At 63.5% G+C, this 14,843-nt stretch carries 16 protein-coding genes; 11 read left to right on the plus strand and 5 right to left on the minus strand.

The window, feature by feature from the left end; all coding sequences use genetic code 11:
* Positions 1 to 17: 17 nt before the first annotated feature.
* Complete coding sequence (locus PD284_RS20730; RefSeq protein WP_274630021.1) at positions 18 to 770, plus strand: metallophosphoesterase family protein; 753 nt, start codon at positions 18 to 20, stop codon at positions 768 to 770.
* 3 nt (positions 771 to 773) lie between these two features.
* On the opposite strand, the gene PD284_RS20735 is transcribed toward PD284_RS20730, so the two are convergent.
* From PD284_RS20735 to PD284_RS20745, 3 genes are all read right to left on the minus strand, one after another.
* Entirely contained in the window at positions 774 to 905 is a 132-nt protein-coding gene (locus tag PD284_RS20735) for a hypothetical protein (RefSeq protein WP_274630744.1), read from the minus strand.
* A 205-nt stretch (positions 906 to 1,110) separates the two neighbouring features.
* Entirely contained in the window at positions 1,111 to 1,818 is a 708-nt protein-coding gene (locus tag PD284_RS20740; protein WP_274630022.1) for a type 1 glutamine amidotransferase, read from the minus strand.
* Between the two features lie 114 nt (positions 1,819 to 1,932).
* Positions 1,933 to 2,421: a hypothetical protein gene (locus PD284_RS20745; RefSeq protein WP_274630023.1), complete on the minus strand. Its 489-nt coding sequence runs from the start codon at positions 2,419 to 2,421 to the stop codon at positions 1,933 to 1,935.
* Positions 2,422 to 2,833: 412 nt separating this feature from the next.
* On the opposite strand from PD284_RS20745, the gene PD284_RS20750 reads away from it, so the two are divergent.
* From PD284_RS20750 to PD284_RS26950, 8 genes are all read left to right on the plus strand, one after another.
* Positions 2,834 to 3,148 carry a hypothetical protein gene (locus PD284_RS20750; protein WP_274630024.1) on the plus strand — a complete coding sequence of 105 codons (315 nt, stop codon included), beginning with the start codon at positions 2,834 to 2,836 and terminating at the stop codon, positions 3,146 to 3,148.
* A gap of 235 nt (positions 3,149 to 3,383) precedes the next feature.
* Positions 3,384 to 4,052 (plus strand): hypothetical protein, encoded by a 669-nt coding sequence (locus PD284_RS20755; RefSeq protein ID WP_274630025.1) that lies wholly within the window; start codon positions 3,384 to 3,386, stop codon positions 4,050 to 4,052.
* Positions 4,053 to 4,109: 57 nt separating this feature from the next.
* Positions 4,110 to 4,844 (plus strand): 16S rRNA (uracil(1498)-N(3))-methyltransferase, encoded by a 735-nt coding sequence (locus PD284_RS20760; protein ID WP_274630026.1) that lies wholly within the window; start codon positions 4,110 to 4,112, stop codon positions 4,842 to 4,844.
* Positions 4,845 to 4,956: 112 nt separating this feature from the next.
* On the plus strand, positions 4,957 to 6,330 hold the full coding sequence (locus PD284_RS20765; protein ID WP_274630027.1) for a glutamate--cysteine ligase: 1,374 nt from the start codon (positions 4,957 to 4,959) through the stop codon (positions 6,328 to 6,330).
* Positions 6,331 to 6,677: 347 nt separating this feature from the next.
* On the plus strand, positions 6,678 to 7,469 hold the full coding sequence (locus PD284_RS20770; RefSeq protein WP_274630028.1) for a phytanoyl-CoA dioxygenase family protein: 792 nt from the start codon (positions 6,678 to 6,680) through the stop codon (positions 7,467 to 7,469).
* Positions 7,470 to 7,766: 297 nt separating this feature from the next.
* Complete coding sequence (locus PD284_RS20775) at positions 7,767 to 8,678, plus strand: DUF937 domain-containing protein (RefSeq protein WP_274630029.1); 912 nt, start codon at positions 7,767 to 7,769, stop codon at positions 8,676 to 8,678.
* A gap of 96 nt (positions 8,679 to 8,774) precedes the next feature.
* On the plus strand, positions 8,775 to 9,164 hold the full coding sequence (locus PD284_RS20780; protein WP_274630030.1) for a hypothetical protein: 390 nt from the start codon (positions 8,775 to 8,777) through the stop codon (positions 9,162 to 9,164).
* Positions 9,073 to 9,468 (plus strand): hypothetical protein, encoded by a 396-nt coding sequence (locus PD284_RS26950; protein ID WP_411956282.1) that lies wholly within the window; start codon positions 9,073 to 9,075, stop codon positions 9,466 to 9,468. Before PD284_RS20780 ends, PD284_RS26950 begins: the two co-directional genes overlap by 92 nt.
* A gap of 135 nt (positions 9,469 to 9,603) precedes the next feature.
* Here the strand turns inward: PD284_RS26950 and PD284_RS20785 are convergent, their stop codons facing one another.
* Positions 9,604 to 9,885: a DUF1127 domain-containing protein gene (locus tag PD284_RS20785; protein WP_274630031.1), complete on the minus strand. Its 282-nt coding sequence runs from the start codon at positions 9,883 to 9,885 to the stop codon at positions 9,604 to 9,606.
* Between the two features lie 177 nt (positions 9,886 to 10,062).
* Here PD284_RS20785 and PD284_RS20790 point away from each other — a divergent pair, with 177 nt between their 5' ends.
* On the plus strand, positions 10,063 to 11,025 hold the full coding sequence (locus PD284_RS20790) for a LysR substrate-binding domain-containing protein (RefSeq protein ID WP_274630032.1): 963 nt from the start codon (positions 10,063 to 10,065) through the stop codon (positions 11,023 to 11,025).
* Positions 11,026 to 11,088: 63 nt separating this feature from the next.
* Positions 11,089 to 12,687, plus strand: a complete 1,599-nt coding sequence (xseA, locus tag PD284_RS20795) for an exodeoxyribonuclease VII large subunit (RefSeq protein ID WP_274630033.1) — start codon at positions 11,089 to 11,091, stop codon at positions 12,685 to 12,687.
* Between the two features lie 24 nt (positions 12,688 to 12,711).
* Here xseA and PD284_RS20800 read toward each other — a convergent pair whose 3' ends face one another.
* Positions 12,712 to 14,586 (minus strand): mechanosensitive ion channel family protein, encoded by a 1,875-nt coding sequence (locus PD284_RS20800; protein ID WP_274630719.1) that lies wholly within the window; start codon positions 14,584 to 14,586, stop codon positions 12,712 to 12,714.
* Between the last annotated feature and the right edge of the window lie 257 nt (positions 14,587 to 14,843).

Below are 14,843 nucleotides of genomic sequence, written 5' to 3' on the forward strand. Positions count from 1 at the left end.
GTGGTAGCCTCGCGGGCATGGCGACAGGCGCTGACAGCAGCATCGATTTCGCAAGAGCCCGCGCGCCGGACGGCGTGCGGCTCTACGCAATCGGCGACATCCACGGCTGCCTCGTCCAGCTCAAGGCCATGCACGCCCACATCCACGGCGAGATCGCGCGGGACCGACCCGCCGACTGGCGGATCATCCATCTCGGCGACTACGTGGACCGCGGTCCCCAGTCGAAGGACGTCATCGCGTACCTCATTGAGGCGCGCCAGCGCGACCCGCGCCACGTCATGCTTCGCGGCAACCATGAGGCCGGCTTCGTCGAATTCCTTAAAACGGCTGTCCCCAACGGGCTGTTCGCCCATTGCGGCGGCCCGGCGACGGCGCGCTCGTACGGGGTCGCCCTCGACTTCTCGAACCGGTTCGCGCTCGAGCGTGGGCACGCCGCGCTGGTGCGCGCGCTGCCGCACGGTCACATCGGCTTTCTCCTCGACCTGGACTACTCGGCGCGTTTCGGCGACTTCTTCTTCTGCCATGCGGGCATAAGGCCGGGCGTGGCGCTCGAGCGGCAGACGCCCGAAGACCTGATCTGGATCCGCGACGAATTCCTCGACTACCCGCATCTGCACCCGAAGGTCATCGTGCACGGACATACGCCGTGCGATGCGCCGGAGACATTGCCCAACCGCGTCAACATCGATACCGGCTGCTACCGCACGGGCGTGTTGACCGCGCTTGCAATCGAGGGCGCGGAGAAACGGTTTATCGCAGTGCGGGCGTGACCGTCAGCGTACGGCGGCGGTGACCCCGTAGCCGTCGATCGCAACGTGATCGGCAGAAGCGTCGGCGGAGTAGATCCCGATACCCCACGCCGCAATGCCGGAGATCATGAACACAGTCAGGAGTAGGGATTTCAAGGGAGTCATCTCTGTTGCCGATCCTGACAAATTAAAGCACTCAGCGTTTCAAATGTGTTGCCGACCACCGCTGCGCGGCGGCGTTCTATGGGCCCAAACGCGGGAAATCGAGGCTTGGATCCGATATCCCACGCCTTTTTTCGGAGCGTGCCAAAATTGTCACGCTCGGGCCCGGGACCCGCTACGTCACCCGCGGCGGGACGCCTCAGATGGCGGCCACCCAGGCGCGCGCGATGGCCAGTCCGGCAGCGTCGGCGGCCGGTCCGTGGGCAGCGGATTCCGAATCGGAGCGGTCCGCCCAGTCGGGCTGGCGCTCCTCGATCCAGCCGGCGAAATCCCTGTTCCATTGGGCCACCAGGCTGCGATCGGCCTCGAAGTGGAACTGGAAGCCGTAGGCGGCGCGGCCAATGCGGAAAGCCTGGTTCGTTGCGACCGGGCTTGCCGCCAGATGGATGGCGCGCGCGGGCAGGACAAAGGTGTCGTCGTGCCACTGGAAGATCGGGAAGCTGCCGGGCAGCCCCGACAGAACCGCATCGCTCCTGCTCTCTTCCGTGAGCGTGACGTCGTGCCAGCCGAATTCGGTGGCGCCGCCGATGCGGTTGTCGCCGCCGAAGGCGCGCGCCATCAGCTGGCTGCCGAGGCAGATGCCCAGGACGGCGCGGTCGCGTGCTTCGAAGTCCCGGATGAGGTCGAGGAGCGCAGGGAAATACGGATGTTTGTCGTCGTCACGCGCATTCTGGCCGCCGCCGAGCACGACAATCGCATCGTGTCCGCTCGCGTCGGCCGGCAGCGGCTCGTCCAGATGCGCCATGACAACGTCGATCTCGATGCCCGCCTCTGCGAGCGCGGTCCCGAGATTGCCGAGGCCGGTGTGATCGAAGTTGTGGACGGCAAGGACGCGCTTCTGCGACATGGCGGGTTCCGGGCTGATACTTCTGGGCAACGCCGGTCACTCCCGCTGCCACCAGGCCTATCGTCAAAGCTATGTCGTCCCAGGTTGCCGTATCATTTGCCTGTGATGTCGCAGTCATTTGCCCCGCCCCCGCTCTAAATGAACAAACATTACCCTTGCCTGTAAGATCGCAAGGTAGAATGCGAATGAAAAGAAAATTATCTGTACGAGTAGGAACGAATAATAGTCACCTCTGCAGGCGATTCGTACAACACTGCGTGGACCAAAATTTAGATCGGAAAAATACAAAGTAAAATACGGAAGAAGAATAAGAACACCAAGGACGGCAAATAATGAAAAATTAAGATGAAACACTATGGAGACGCAAATAACTAAGGCAGTTGAAGCAACTATAACAAAGCCGAACCAAAAATGAAATGCATATAGGCTGCTGATGAGCCGATAGCTGGGCTCACTGCAGTGCAAAGCAAGCTCAGGGCTGTCAGGGTTCCAGTAATGTTCAAGCGGAAGAAGGCCCGGCGCGAAAACGATGAACAGCAATTGCAGGAATACAAAGGCAATTGTTGCTATATTCTGAAAGGAAAAATTAGTCGGTGCTATCAATGCGAATCTTCAAAGACCTGAGTGTTCTGAGTCGAAATATTTACGCGATAGGCACCAATCTCAATCAAAATGTCGTCATGCCGGATCGCTCGTTCTTCAAGTGCATTGCTAGGAGCTACGCTAACGCAAAGCCCGACTATCGTCGCACACAAGCCCCTATTGGGGCAACGCGCCTTGTAGTATATGTGCTAACAATCACATGCACTGTGGCCCAATGGGCCTGTTGCATTATCGCTCATGTGGCAGAGAACGCCAAAAAGTCCCAAAGCGGCTCCTTCCGCCGTGCCGGAACGGTCAGGGGACCGTCGCGGCCTTCGATGCTGGAAACTATCATCTACCGGCTCTGGTGACCGTGTTGACACGCTGACACAATGATGCTGCCTCAAGGTCGGGTAGGCGGAGGGCGAAAAAAGTGAACTTCTGGTTGCGGCTTCTGATTGTCGTCGTTGCTGCGACTGCAGGCGGGCTACTCTGGCCATATCTGCGATCGGAATGGGGTCTCTATGCCTTTATTGCCGGGGTGGGGCTGGTTACCTCAGTCGGCGCTGCCTGGCGCGGAAGAGGCAAGCCAATGAAGGTTTTCTTCGGCGCCGTTGTTGGCGCAGGGTTTGCCTTCGGCTTGTTGGTAACCGCTCATACCAACGCCTACGTAGGACTCGCCGTGATCGTGGGGCTGGTGTTTCTTGGTAGCAGAACGGGATTCTTTGATCGTGGACTGAAAACCTGAGCCGGGACATCTCAGGTGACGTGTTGCGCAGCCCAGATCCCAACAAGCCGGTGTCGCGATGGGCGCGCCGGCCGGGCAAGCCCGACAACCTCACCGTCGTCAGCGACATCAGCGAGGACAGCGTCATCGACGCCATCGAGGAGGCGGCAACCAGGACCAGCTTCGTCATCGTCGATCTCGAGGGAACCGCCTCGATGATGGTCGGCTACGCGGCCCGGACAGAAGGAGATCGATCGTGCCGCTCCAAAACCGCGTCGATCCGTTCGGAGAAATCCACGCAACGGCGGCGCGCGGCATCTTCACCGGCAACCGGGGCGTCATCCACGATCCGCGGACGAAAACCCTGCTGCGACGGCGCTGGAGCACCAGGGCGTGGATCATCTGCGTGTGCGAATTCCGTGGTCGCCGCCGGGACGTCATGGGACGCAATGCGCCGTCGGGTAATGCCGGGTGGACGGAGCTGTTCTTCCTCGACGAGGTGACGGCGCTCGCCGCCGGGCACCGCCCGTGTTTCTACTGCCGGCGCGAACAGGCTAACGCCTATGCCGAGGCGTTTGGCCGGGCGCTCGGGATCGCGCGGCCGAAAGTCGCCGAGATCGACGCGCGGCTGCACCGCGAGCGGCTCGCGTCGGGTGGGGTGCGGCGTCGCCTCGGCGTCGCGGATCTAGTCGCATTGCCCGCCGGGGCGATGGTCGCAACCGGCGCGGCGGCTTTCGCGCTTGGCGACGGCGTGGCCCATCGCTGGACGTTTGGCGGATACGAGGCAGGCGTCGGGATTGCCGACGCAGTAGGGACCGAAGGGGTGATCCTGCTCACACCGGTTTCGACAGTGGGTGCCCTGAGGAACGGCTACCGTCCGGTCTGGGCCGAAGACGCGTCGCCCGCAGGGAGCGCACGCAAATAAGCCGGATCGATCAGCCTCCCGCTTGACCGGAACGAACGCACCGCGCATGTCTTGCAGATGCGGGCAAACTACAGAATGCAGCGGCTCTTCGTGCCGGATGACCTTGAGGCGGGGCGGCGGTTCGAAACCAGCCCGACACAAAGCCACTATCTTGCCAACGTGCTGCGGCTCGCCGAGGACGCGGAAGTGCTGGTCTTCAACGGGCGCGACGGCGAGTGGCTGGCGCGCATCTCGGCGCGGACGAAGAAATCCATGCAACTGACCGCCGTGGAAGAGACCCGGCCGCAGCCGCCCCATCCCGACCTCATCTACTGCTTCGCCCCGCTGAAGCAGGGCCGGCTCGACTATCTCGTGCAGAAGGCGGTGGAGATGGGGGCCGGCGTGCTGCAGCCGGTCGCCACGCAGCACACGCAGGTGGCGAAACCTGGCATCGAGCGGCTGCGCGCCAATGTGGTCGAGGCGGCGGAGCAGTGCGGCATACTGGCCGTTCCGGACGTCCGCGAATCCGTGCGGCTGGATCGGCTGCTCGCCGACTGGGAGACGGACCGGCGGCTGATCTTCTGCGACGAGGACGCCGACACGAACAATCCCCTGCCAAAGCTCTCGGCGCTGCAGGATCGGAAGCTCGCACTGCTGGTCGGCCCGGAAGGCGGCTTCTCCGAGGACGAGCGGCGCATGCTGCGCGCCCTGCCCTTCGTCACCGCCATTCCGCTGGGTCCGCGCATTCTCAGGGCAGACACCGCAGCCGTCGCCGCGCTGGCGGTCATCCAGGCGACGGTCGGGGACTGGTGACCGGCATCAATTCCTGTTGAGCATCGGCTCAGGATTTTTTGCTTGATCGCGGCGTGGCGTCTCGTACATCACAGCCGCCAAGAGTCAGCGAGTGTCAGGAAGGACGGAGATCATGGCGCGCGATACATCGGATTTCCGTCCGATTGAAAAGCTCGACGAACTGGTCGACTACCTCGCAGCGGGCAACAAACCGCGCGAAAAGTGGCGCATCGGTACCGAGCACGAAAAATTCCCCTTCTATGTCGACGGAAACGCGCCCGTTCCCTATGGCGGGAATCGCGGCATCCGCGCCCTGCTCGAAGGCATGCAGAAGACGCTCGGCTGGGACCCGATCATCGACGACGGCCGCATCATCGGCCTGGTCGAGCCGACCGGCCAGGGCGCCATCAGCCTTGAACCCGGAGGGCAGTTCGAACTGTCGGGCGCGCCGGTGGAAACGATCCACCAAACCTGCCGCGAGGGCAACGCCCATCTGGCGCAGCTGCGCGAGATCGCCGAGCCGCTCGGCATCCGTTTCCTCGGCCTCGGCGGCAGCCCGAAATGGACGCTCGCCGAAACGCCGCAAATGCCGAAATCGCGCTACGAGATCATGACGCGATACATGCCGAAGGTCGGCAGCCACGGCCTCGACATGATGTATCGCACCTGCACCATCCAAGTGAACCTCGACTTCGAGAGCGAAGCCGACATGCGCCGCAAGATGCAGGTGTCGCTGAAGCTGCAGCCGCTGGCGACCGCGCTGTTCGCCAACTCGCCCTTCACCGAAGGCCGCCCGAACGGCTGGCAATCGTGGCGCGGCGAAATCTGGCGCGACACCGACAACCAGCGCTCCGGCCTCAAGGAGTTCTGCTTCTCGCCGGAGTTCGGCTTCGCCGACTATGTCGAGTGGGCGCTGGACGTTCCGATGTATTTCGTCATCAGGGATGGCCGCTACCACGACATGACCCACATGACTTTCCGCCAGTTCATGGACGGCAAGGCGCGCAACGAAGTGCCGAACGGCGTCGCGACGATGGGCGACTGGGCGAACCACCTGTCGACGCTGTTCCCCGACGTGCGCCTGAAGCGGTTCCTGGAGATGCGCGGGGCGGACGGCGGCCCCTGGCGCCGCATCTGCGCGCTGCCCGCCTTCTGGGTCGGCCTGCTTTACGATGCGACGGCGCTGGACGCGGCGGAGGCGCTGACGGCCGACTGGAGTTTTGAAGAGGTGCGCGAGATGCGCGACGCCGTGCCGACGCAGGCGATCGCGACCCGCTTCCGCAATCGGGACCTGCGCGAGTTGGGGCGGGACGTGCTGGCGATCTCGCGCGCCGGATTGAAGGCCCGCGCGCGGAAGAACCGCGACGGCTACGACGAGACGAGTTTTCTCAATACGCTCGACGAAGTCGTGGCGCGCGGCACCACCAGCGCGGAAGAGATGCTCAACGCCTACCACACCCGCTGGGGCGACTCGATCGAGCCGGTGTTTTTGGAGTACGCGTATTAGGGGATCAGGCGCGCAGGCGCGCGGCACTGCCGCTTCGGCGAACCGGACCGTAGAGAGGAAATCGGCGGCGAGCTTGTCGTAGTGGCGGCACGGAGGACGTGCTTCAGGTTTCGGGGAAGCGCAACGAGTCCTGAAAACCAGACATCGCCATCTGGCCCAGCGATTGGCCACTGATGAAGTCCTTGCCGTGAAAAAGCTCAACAGCTATCGTCAACCCATGATGATGATGAATAAGTCCACATTCTTCCCGCTGATCTGACGACTGAAAGTCGTCGCGGCACACACTAGTGCCTTTCAGATCATAAGCGGCCTGTCCCCGGGTGGAGGCCGTGCGGAGATTTAATAGAATGTCGGAAGCTTCTCATTCCGGTCTGAGCCAAGCTCAGATCGCGCACTTCATTGAACACGGGTATCTCAAGCTTCAGGATGCCTTCGATGGCGAACTTGCCAGGCAAGGGCGAAACCAGCTCTGGAGCGCCATGGGCCTTTCCCCTGACGCACCGGAGACGTGGACACAGCCCGTGGTCCGGCTGGGGTTCATGACGGGCAAACCCTTCGTCGAAGCCGCCAACACACCGCTTTTGCAGGGTGCGTACGATGCCTTGGTCGGAAAGGGGCGATGGTTGAAGCCCAAGGGTCTGGGCACATTCCCGGTCCGTTTCCCGTCGCCAAATGATCCAGGCGATGCGGGATGGCACGTCGATGCCAGCTTTGGCACCGACAATCCCGACTTTATGCAGTGGCGGGTCAACGTGAAAAGCAGTGGCCGCGCCCTGCTCATGTTGTTCCTCTTCTCCGGTGTTGGGGAAATGGATGCGCCGACCAAGATTCGGAAAGGGTCGCACCGCGCGATCGCCAAGCAGTTGCTACCACATGGAGAGGGTGGTCTCACGCTCGGCGAACTGGCCGCTGACTTCTTCGCATCGACTGCGGACTGTGAAGAAGTGCTGGCCATCGGACCAGCGGGAACTGTCTATCTCTGCCATCCCTTCCTGGTCCACTCTGCACAACCGCATCGCGGAGCCAAGCCTCGTTTCATGGCCCAACCTCCTCTACTGCCGAAGGGTGAGTTTGACCCGTCGCTACCACCCTCTCCGGTGCAAGTAGCCATCCGCAGGGCGATTGGGGCGGAGGTCTAGACGCCAGGGGCTTGGGACATACAGTTCCGGGCCCCACCCACCTTGCCGTGAGGGCAATGTCCACGCAGGTCGATTTGCCATAGCCGCCGTTACGCTTTCCACCCCTTCTCGACCGTTCACGCGAATGGGTTCACGACCTGGAGCTCGCCCCTTCCGGCTTCCTCAACCTTCGGCTGTACCGCCGCCGAAGATGTCTCGCGACCGCATTGCCACGAGTTCGCGGCTTGCAACGACAAATCATGGCAAAGTGCCGGCGTATTGGCTAGCGTAGAGGGAGCCCAGCGTGAGGAGGTTTCGATGCCCAATCTGTTCGACATGCTCAACCAGTCCCAGAACGGCCAGGGCATGGAGATGCTGGCCAGGCAGTTCGGGCTTTCGCAGCAGCAGGTTCAGCAGGCGGTGGAAGCGCTGCTGCCGGCCTTCAGCCAGGGGCTGAAGCGGAATGCCGCCGATCCCTATGGCATCGGGGGGTTTCTAACCGCGCTGGCAAGCGGCCAGCATTCGAGATATTTCGATGATGCTTCGGCTGCCTTTTCGCCTCAGGGCATGGCGGAAGGCAACGGGATTCTCGGCCATCTCTTCGGCTCGAAGGATCTCTCGCGCGCCGTGGCGAGCCAGGCCGCACAGGCGACCGGCATCGGCCAGGATGTCATGAAGCAGATGCTGCCGGCGCTGGCCTCGATGATCATGGGCGGCATGTTCAAGCAGTCCACCAACCAGATGCAGGCCGGCGGTTTCGAAGGCGGCAGCAATCCCCTGCGCGACATCATCGAGCAGATGATGCAGCAGGGAGGCGGTTCGACCGCGGGTGGTCAACAGCCCCGCCAACAGGCGCCCCAACCTTCAAATCCTTTCGACAATCCGTTCGGAAAAGTGCTGCAGGACATGTTCGGCGGCGGCGCGCAGAGCCAGGCTCCGGAAACGCGAGCCCAGCCACGCCAGCAGCAGCCCGGGCCTTTCGGCGACAACCCGTGGGGGAAGGTGCTCGAGGAGATGATGCGCGGCGGCGGCCAGGCACAGCCGGCGCCGCAGCCCCAACCTGCCCCGCGCCAGCGCCAGCAGGCCAATCCGAGCGGCCGGCAAAAGAATCCTTACGACGACATCTTTGGCGACATGTTCGAAACGGGCCGCCAGCAGCGCGACGAGTATCAGAAGGGCGTTGAATCCATCTTCGACCAGTTCACGCGGGGAATGGACCGGCATCGCTAACCTGCACGCATTTCGCGACTTACTGATGGACATTCTCGTTTTGGCTGCATAATCGCCTGGCTTGCTCTACTCTCTCCCGTAGAGAGGGAGAGGATCTTGGGCGATCCGAAGGGCTACTTCTTCAAGCTGCCACAGGCAGGCAGGCCGTCGCCATTCAAGATACCGGAGACGGTCTATTCGGACATCAGGTGGTTCAACGCGAACCGCGCTTCCAGCCGAGTCTACCACCCGATAGGCGGCATCGAAGGCGTCGTCATCCATGCGACCGCAGGCGCAAGCACCGCCGGCGCGTTGAATTGGTGGAAGCAGCCCGGAGGCAGCAAGGCCTCTGCCCACTGGATCGTTCCGGACGAGGATGAGGACGGGCACGGCAGTTCGGTGCTTGCTGCCGTCAGTGAACCCTTGGCCGACTGGCACGTTCGCAACAACGCGACGCACGCCAAGGTGCAACCGACAAAAGATCAATCACTGGACGCTCGGCATTGAGATCGTCAACACGCAGTCAGCGTCCGATGCTTTCTCGCCCTGGCAAACCAGCATGACCGCACAGATCGTTCGATACTGCTGGGCAAAGTACCCGAACCTCAAATACGTCTTCTCTCACGCACTCGTTGATCCGACGCGTCGAAGCAACCCGGGACGACACTTCGATTGGGAGACCTTCACGAGGCAGATCGTGAGTTCGGCCAACGACCCCGTGACCGATCCGGTCAACATGACGTTGACTGCGAAACTCAACGGCCCTTTGAGCGTAGCCGCAATCCGACCGGGAGCCTCCTGCTGCATGTGAGGGTAGCGGGCGCCGTTCCAGGCAGACCCCCACCCGGCACGAAAAAGCCCGGTCCTCGTGAGAGAACCGGGCATGCTGCAGGCCGCCGGAGGGAAGCCGGCTTGAGAGTCGGGGAACGCCTGCAGAAATCACGCCTCAGGCGGCCCGGCGTATGGACGCCTCTTCCGCACGCGCCTCGGCGATAACGCCCAAGCGTTCGGTCGGGTCGACGCCGAACGGCGAGCGGGCGGCCAGATGGAGATCTGCCCGGCGCAGGCCGATGTCAGCCAGTTCGGTGTCGGTCAGATTGCCGAGATGGTAGATGGCGCGGCGGTTCCTGTATGCCTTCAACGCGCTGACAACGAGTTCCGCGGCCCGGGTCGAAATCGCCGGACGCGCCTTGGGCGTTGAAAAATGGCTGTGTTCGATCGTGGTCATGACGGGCTCCATTTCGGCTGGGCATTTCTCTCCCGTTCGCACGCGTCCGTTTCCGGGATGCGTCCGCCTGATCAGAGATGCCAACTCACTGATGAAGCGAAATATGGTCCGGCGTCATTGATTAATCCAACGAATGTTTCTAATCTTCACCATCAACATTCGTGATGGATCAGTCCGATGGCTTCCGCTCCTCTCGATCTCGACCAGTTGCAGACGTTCATCAGCATCGCAGACACCGGCAGCTTTACCCGAGCCGCGGAAGAGGTGCACAGGACCCAGTCGGCCGTGTCGATGCAGATGAGGCGGCTTGAAGAGCGGATCGGCAAGGCGCTGTTCGAGAAGGACGGCCGCACCAACAGGCTGACCGAAGAAGGCGAGAAACTGCTCAGCTATGCGCGCCGCATGCTGCGCCTGAACCGCGAAACGCTGGCCGCGTTCGATGACAACAGCCTCGAAGGCCATATCCGGATCGGTACGCCAGACGACTATGCGGATCGCTTCCTGCCCGAGATCATGGCGCGGTTTTCGCGATCCAATCCACGGGTGGAGCTTTCGGTCATCTGCGAGCCGACGCCTGGGCTACGCGAGCACATGAAGCGCGGGAATCTCGACATCGCGCTGGTGACCCACAATGACGAGCACGTGCAATCCGAACTTGTGCGTCGCGAGCCGCTGCTGTGGGTGACCTCGGCCAACCATGCCGTGCACGAGGAAAAGCCCTTGCCGATGGCGTTCGGGCGTCCGAACTGCATCTGGCGGCGGGCAGCGTGCGACGTGCTCGACCGTAGCGGACGCGAGTATCGCGTGCTCTTCACGAGCTTTTCCGCAACCGTCATCACCGCCGCAGTGCTGTCCGGGCTGGCCGTCTCGATCCTGCCGGAATGCGCCCTTCGCCCCGGCATGAGGGTGCTGGACGAGGCCGACGGCTTCGGCCAGTTGCCTGACTGCATGATCGGCATCATGCGCGGTCCTACCGAGCGTCCGGACCTGGTGGAGGCGCTGGCGCGCCATATTGCCGAAAGCCTGGACAACATCACGGTTCCAGAGTCCGTTGCAGCGATCGAGTTCCCTTCGATCGCCGCGCTCAGCATGACGAGAGCCAAGCGAGGCAAGCCGGCGCTAATCTCACCGGGATGGTGAGATCAGAGCTGGACGCGTGGACGCTCGCCTTGACCGCCGCAGGCGGCGGCATTCAATAGCCCGATGGACGACTTGATCCCAGAATCACGGACGAACGCCGCCGAGTTCACGGTGAGCGAGATCTCGAATGCGCTGAAGCGCACGGTCGAGGACGCTTACGGCAATGTGCGCGTGCGCGGAGAAATTTCCGGCTACCGCGGCCCGCATTCGTCGGGCCATGCCTATTTCGCATTGAAGGACGATCGCGCACGACTGGAGGCGGTTGTCTGGAAGGGAACGATGTCGCGGCTTCGCTTCCGGCCAGAGGAGGGCATGGAGGTCATAGCGACCGGGCGCCTGACCACCTATCCCGGCTCGTCGAAATACCAGATCGTCATCGACAATCTTGAGCCCGCGGGGGCCGGCGCGCTGATGGCGCTGCTCGAGGAGCGCAAGCGCCGCCTGCAAGCGGAGGGGCTGTTCGATCCCGCACGCAAGCAGCTCCTGCCCTTCATGCCCCGTGTCATCGGCGTGGTGACGTCGCCGACGGGGGCCGTGATCCGCGACATCCTGCACCGTATCGCCGACCGCTTTCCTCTGCACGTGCTGGTCTGGCCGGTACGCGTGCAGGGAGAAACCGCCGGTGCGGAGGTGGCGACGGCGGTGGCCGGCTTCAATGCGCTGGAACGCGGCGGCGCCATCGCCCGGCCGGACGTGCTGATCGTGGCGCGCGGCGGCGGCAGCCTGGAAGACCTCTGGGGTTTCAACGACGAGGCGCTGGCCCGGACGGTCGCGGCTTCCGACATACCCGTGATCTCCGCGGTCGGACACGAGACGGACTGGACGCTCGTCGACTATGCGGCGGACGTGCGCGCGCCGACCCCGACTGGCGCCGCCGAATTCGCAGTGCCGGTGAAGGCGGATCTGGAGGCCACCCTCGCCGGTCTGTTCGCCCGGCTCAACAATTGCGTCGTGCGCCACATCGACAAGCGGCGACAGTCAATGCGCGCGGCGGCACGGGCGCTCCCCTCACCCGATACGCTTCTGGCCATACCGCGGCGCAGGTTCGACGAGGCGGCCGGACGCCTGACACGCGGGCTGACCGCCAGCACCGAGCGCAAACGGGCGCGGCTCGGTGCCTTACGGCTTTCTCCTGCGACCTTGCTGCGTCGCATCGGCGATATGCGGCGGCACGCCGACCGGGATTCGCAGCGGGCATTCAATGCGCTGGCGCGTCGACCGGAAGCTTGCCGCCAGGTGTTTACGCGGCTGTCCGGCCGGCTGAGGCCGGAAGCCTTGCTGCGCCGGCACGCCGACCTGAAGATCGGCCTTGCGAGGTTGCAGCGACGCGCAAACCAGTCGGAGGATGCAAAACTGACGCGTCTTCGCGCCCGCCTGACGCAGGCGGACCGCCTGCTGGCGACCCTGAAACTCTCCCATCAGTCGATCCTCGAGCGGGGATATGCGATCGTGAGCGACGCGCAGGGCAATGTTGTGAAGCGCGCCGCGGAGATCGGCGCCGGTCAGGCGCTGGTGCTCACCTTCGCGGACGGCAACGCTACCGCAACGTCCGGCGGGGGCGATGCCGCTGTCGCGACTCCGGCGACGGAGGCCTCCAAGGCGCGACAGAAACCTGCCGGCAAGGAGCGGCCGGAGAAAAGCGGGCAAGGCTCCCTGTTCTGAACGCGCCGGCGACGCGGCTCGCCATTATGCGCCGGCAGCGGCCGACTGCGTCGCCTTATGCTTGCGGATGACTTCCTGCGCCACGGCAGCGTCGCTGTCGCCACGGCCAGACACTTCGACGGTCGGGACGGCGATCTTGATGCCGTTCTCCTCGAAGGCCTTCTTGATCATTACGAGGGCCTTGCGCTTGATGCCGAACTGCTCGCCGGGCCGGGTCTTGAGCTTCAGCTTGAGCACGACGGCGAACTCGCCAAAACTGTCGACGCCCTGCATTTTCAACGGCTCGAGCGTGCTCGCGGCATATTCCGGATCGGCCGCCAGCTCGGCGCCGATCTTCTTGATCAGCTTGCGCGCAAGCTCCACGTCGGAATCGTAGGTGATGTTGATCGTCCATTTCTCCATGACCCAGTCGCGGCTCATGTTCTGGACCGCGCCCAACTCGCCGAAGGGAACCGTGAAGACCGGTCCGCGGTGATGCCGCAGCCGGACCGAACGCAGGCTGAACGACTCGACCGTGCCCTTGTAGCTGCCGCTCTGGATGTACTCGCCGACGCGGAAGGCGTCGTCGAGCATGTAGAAGACCCCGCTTAGGACATCCTTGACCAGCGTCTGCGACCCGAAGCCGAGCGCGACGCCGAAGATGCCGGCGCCGGCGATCAGCGGGGCGATCTGAACGCCAAGGCCCGCCAGGACCGTCAGCGCCGCCACGACGATGATGAAGACGGCGAGGCTGTTCCTCAGGATCGGCAGAAGGGTCCGCAGGCGGCCGCTTCGGGCCAGTTCTTCGGGATTGGTGAGACCCGCCTGCGTGGCTGCCTCCAGCCTGTAGTCGATGTAGGCCTTGGCAAGGTTCCAGAGCAGGTCGGCGACCAGCAGGACGATGATCGCGTTGACCGCGCCGCGAATCAAGCCATCGGCGACCTCTTCGCCCGACATGGCCCCGACGCTGCTGCGCGACACCACCCAGAGCCAGGCTGCAGCGGCAATGATGACGAGCGCCCTTGCTCCTCTCGAAACGAGGACCTTGGTCAAGGTGCCGCGCCAGCCCTCACCGGTATACGATCCGACATAGGCCTTGGTGAAGCGCCCTACCCCTGCCACCACCCTGGGCAGGAGGAGGATATAGATGCCGAGCCAGAGAAGCGCGGTCAGGTTGGCGACCCAGGCCAGCCAGAGGAAGCCCAGGAACAGCGTCAGCAGCACTGCCTTGCGCCGCGAGACGGGCTGCGCCCTCGGCCGTCTCCATACGATCTCTATGGCGACGGCCAGAAGGCCAAGGCCGAACGCATAGGCAATCAGTTCCTGCACCGGAACGGAAAACTGCAGGTGACGCATCAGGCTCACCAGGGCCCATCCGAACAGAAGGATGCCGGCAAAGAGGCCGATGCGAGAATGCCAGAACGCATCCCCGCCGGCGGGGATGTGAGCGACCTCGGCGCCGTCGGCCACAGGGCGGGATTCCGCAACGACGACACGCGTCACCGCCATCACCAGCCGGAACAGGATGAACGCCGCCAGCAAGGTGAGAACGATCTTGCGCAGCAGCGGAGGCCACTCGAACACAAGGAACAACCCCGCCGAGGCAATGGCAAAGACGAGCAGCGACGGCAGTTCGGTAAACACGCCGCGCTGCAGCGTGCTCGTCCCTTCCGCCGAGCGTCCGCCGATCGAACGATCGGCAAGCGCCCAGCGAACCACATACTCGGCCGCATATCCGAACAGGATGAGCCCGATGAGGATCGCCAGCACGAGTCCCGGGCGGCCGGAATTCACATCCGATCTCGCGATCGTCATGGCGCGCGAAAACTCTTCCGGCACACGCGGAATCGCTGCGAGAAGAGCGGAAAGATGCGACCGAATCAGGCCTTCCAACGATTCCATACGGTCCGCGACGGACATTTCCGCGGCAGTAACGGAGTTCGTCTGGGCGGCCGCGAGGGTGGCTGAAACACCCCATGCCGCCAAGCCGACGCTCCCGCGCTCGACCATGCGTCGCCAGCGCCGAAGTCGTCCGGACTGAAACGGCGTCATGACGGCCGCCATGTGATCGAGATCGGAACCCTTCGCCCCGAAGGTGCGAGCCGGATTCTGTCGTCAACTTCCAGTATCTGAGGCACCTGCACACCCCCTGCAGGGACAGCACGAACCGTCACTAG

It is taken from the genome of Mesorhizobium shangrilense (assembly GCF_028826155.1).
GTDB lineage: Bacteria > Pseudomonadota > Alphaproteobacteria > Rhizobiales > Rhizobiaceae > Arvimicrobium > Arvimicrobium flavum.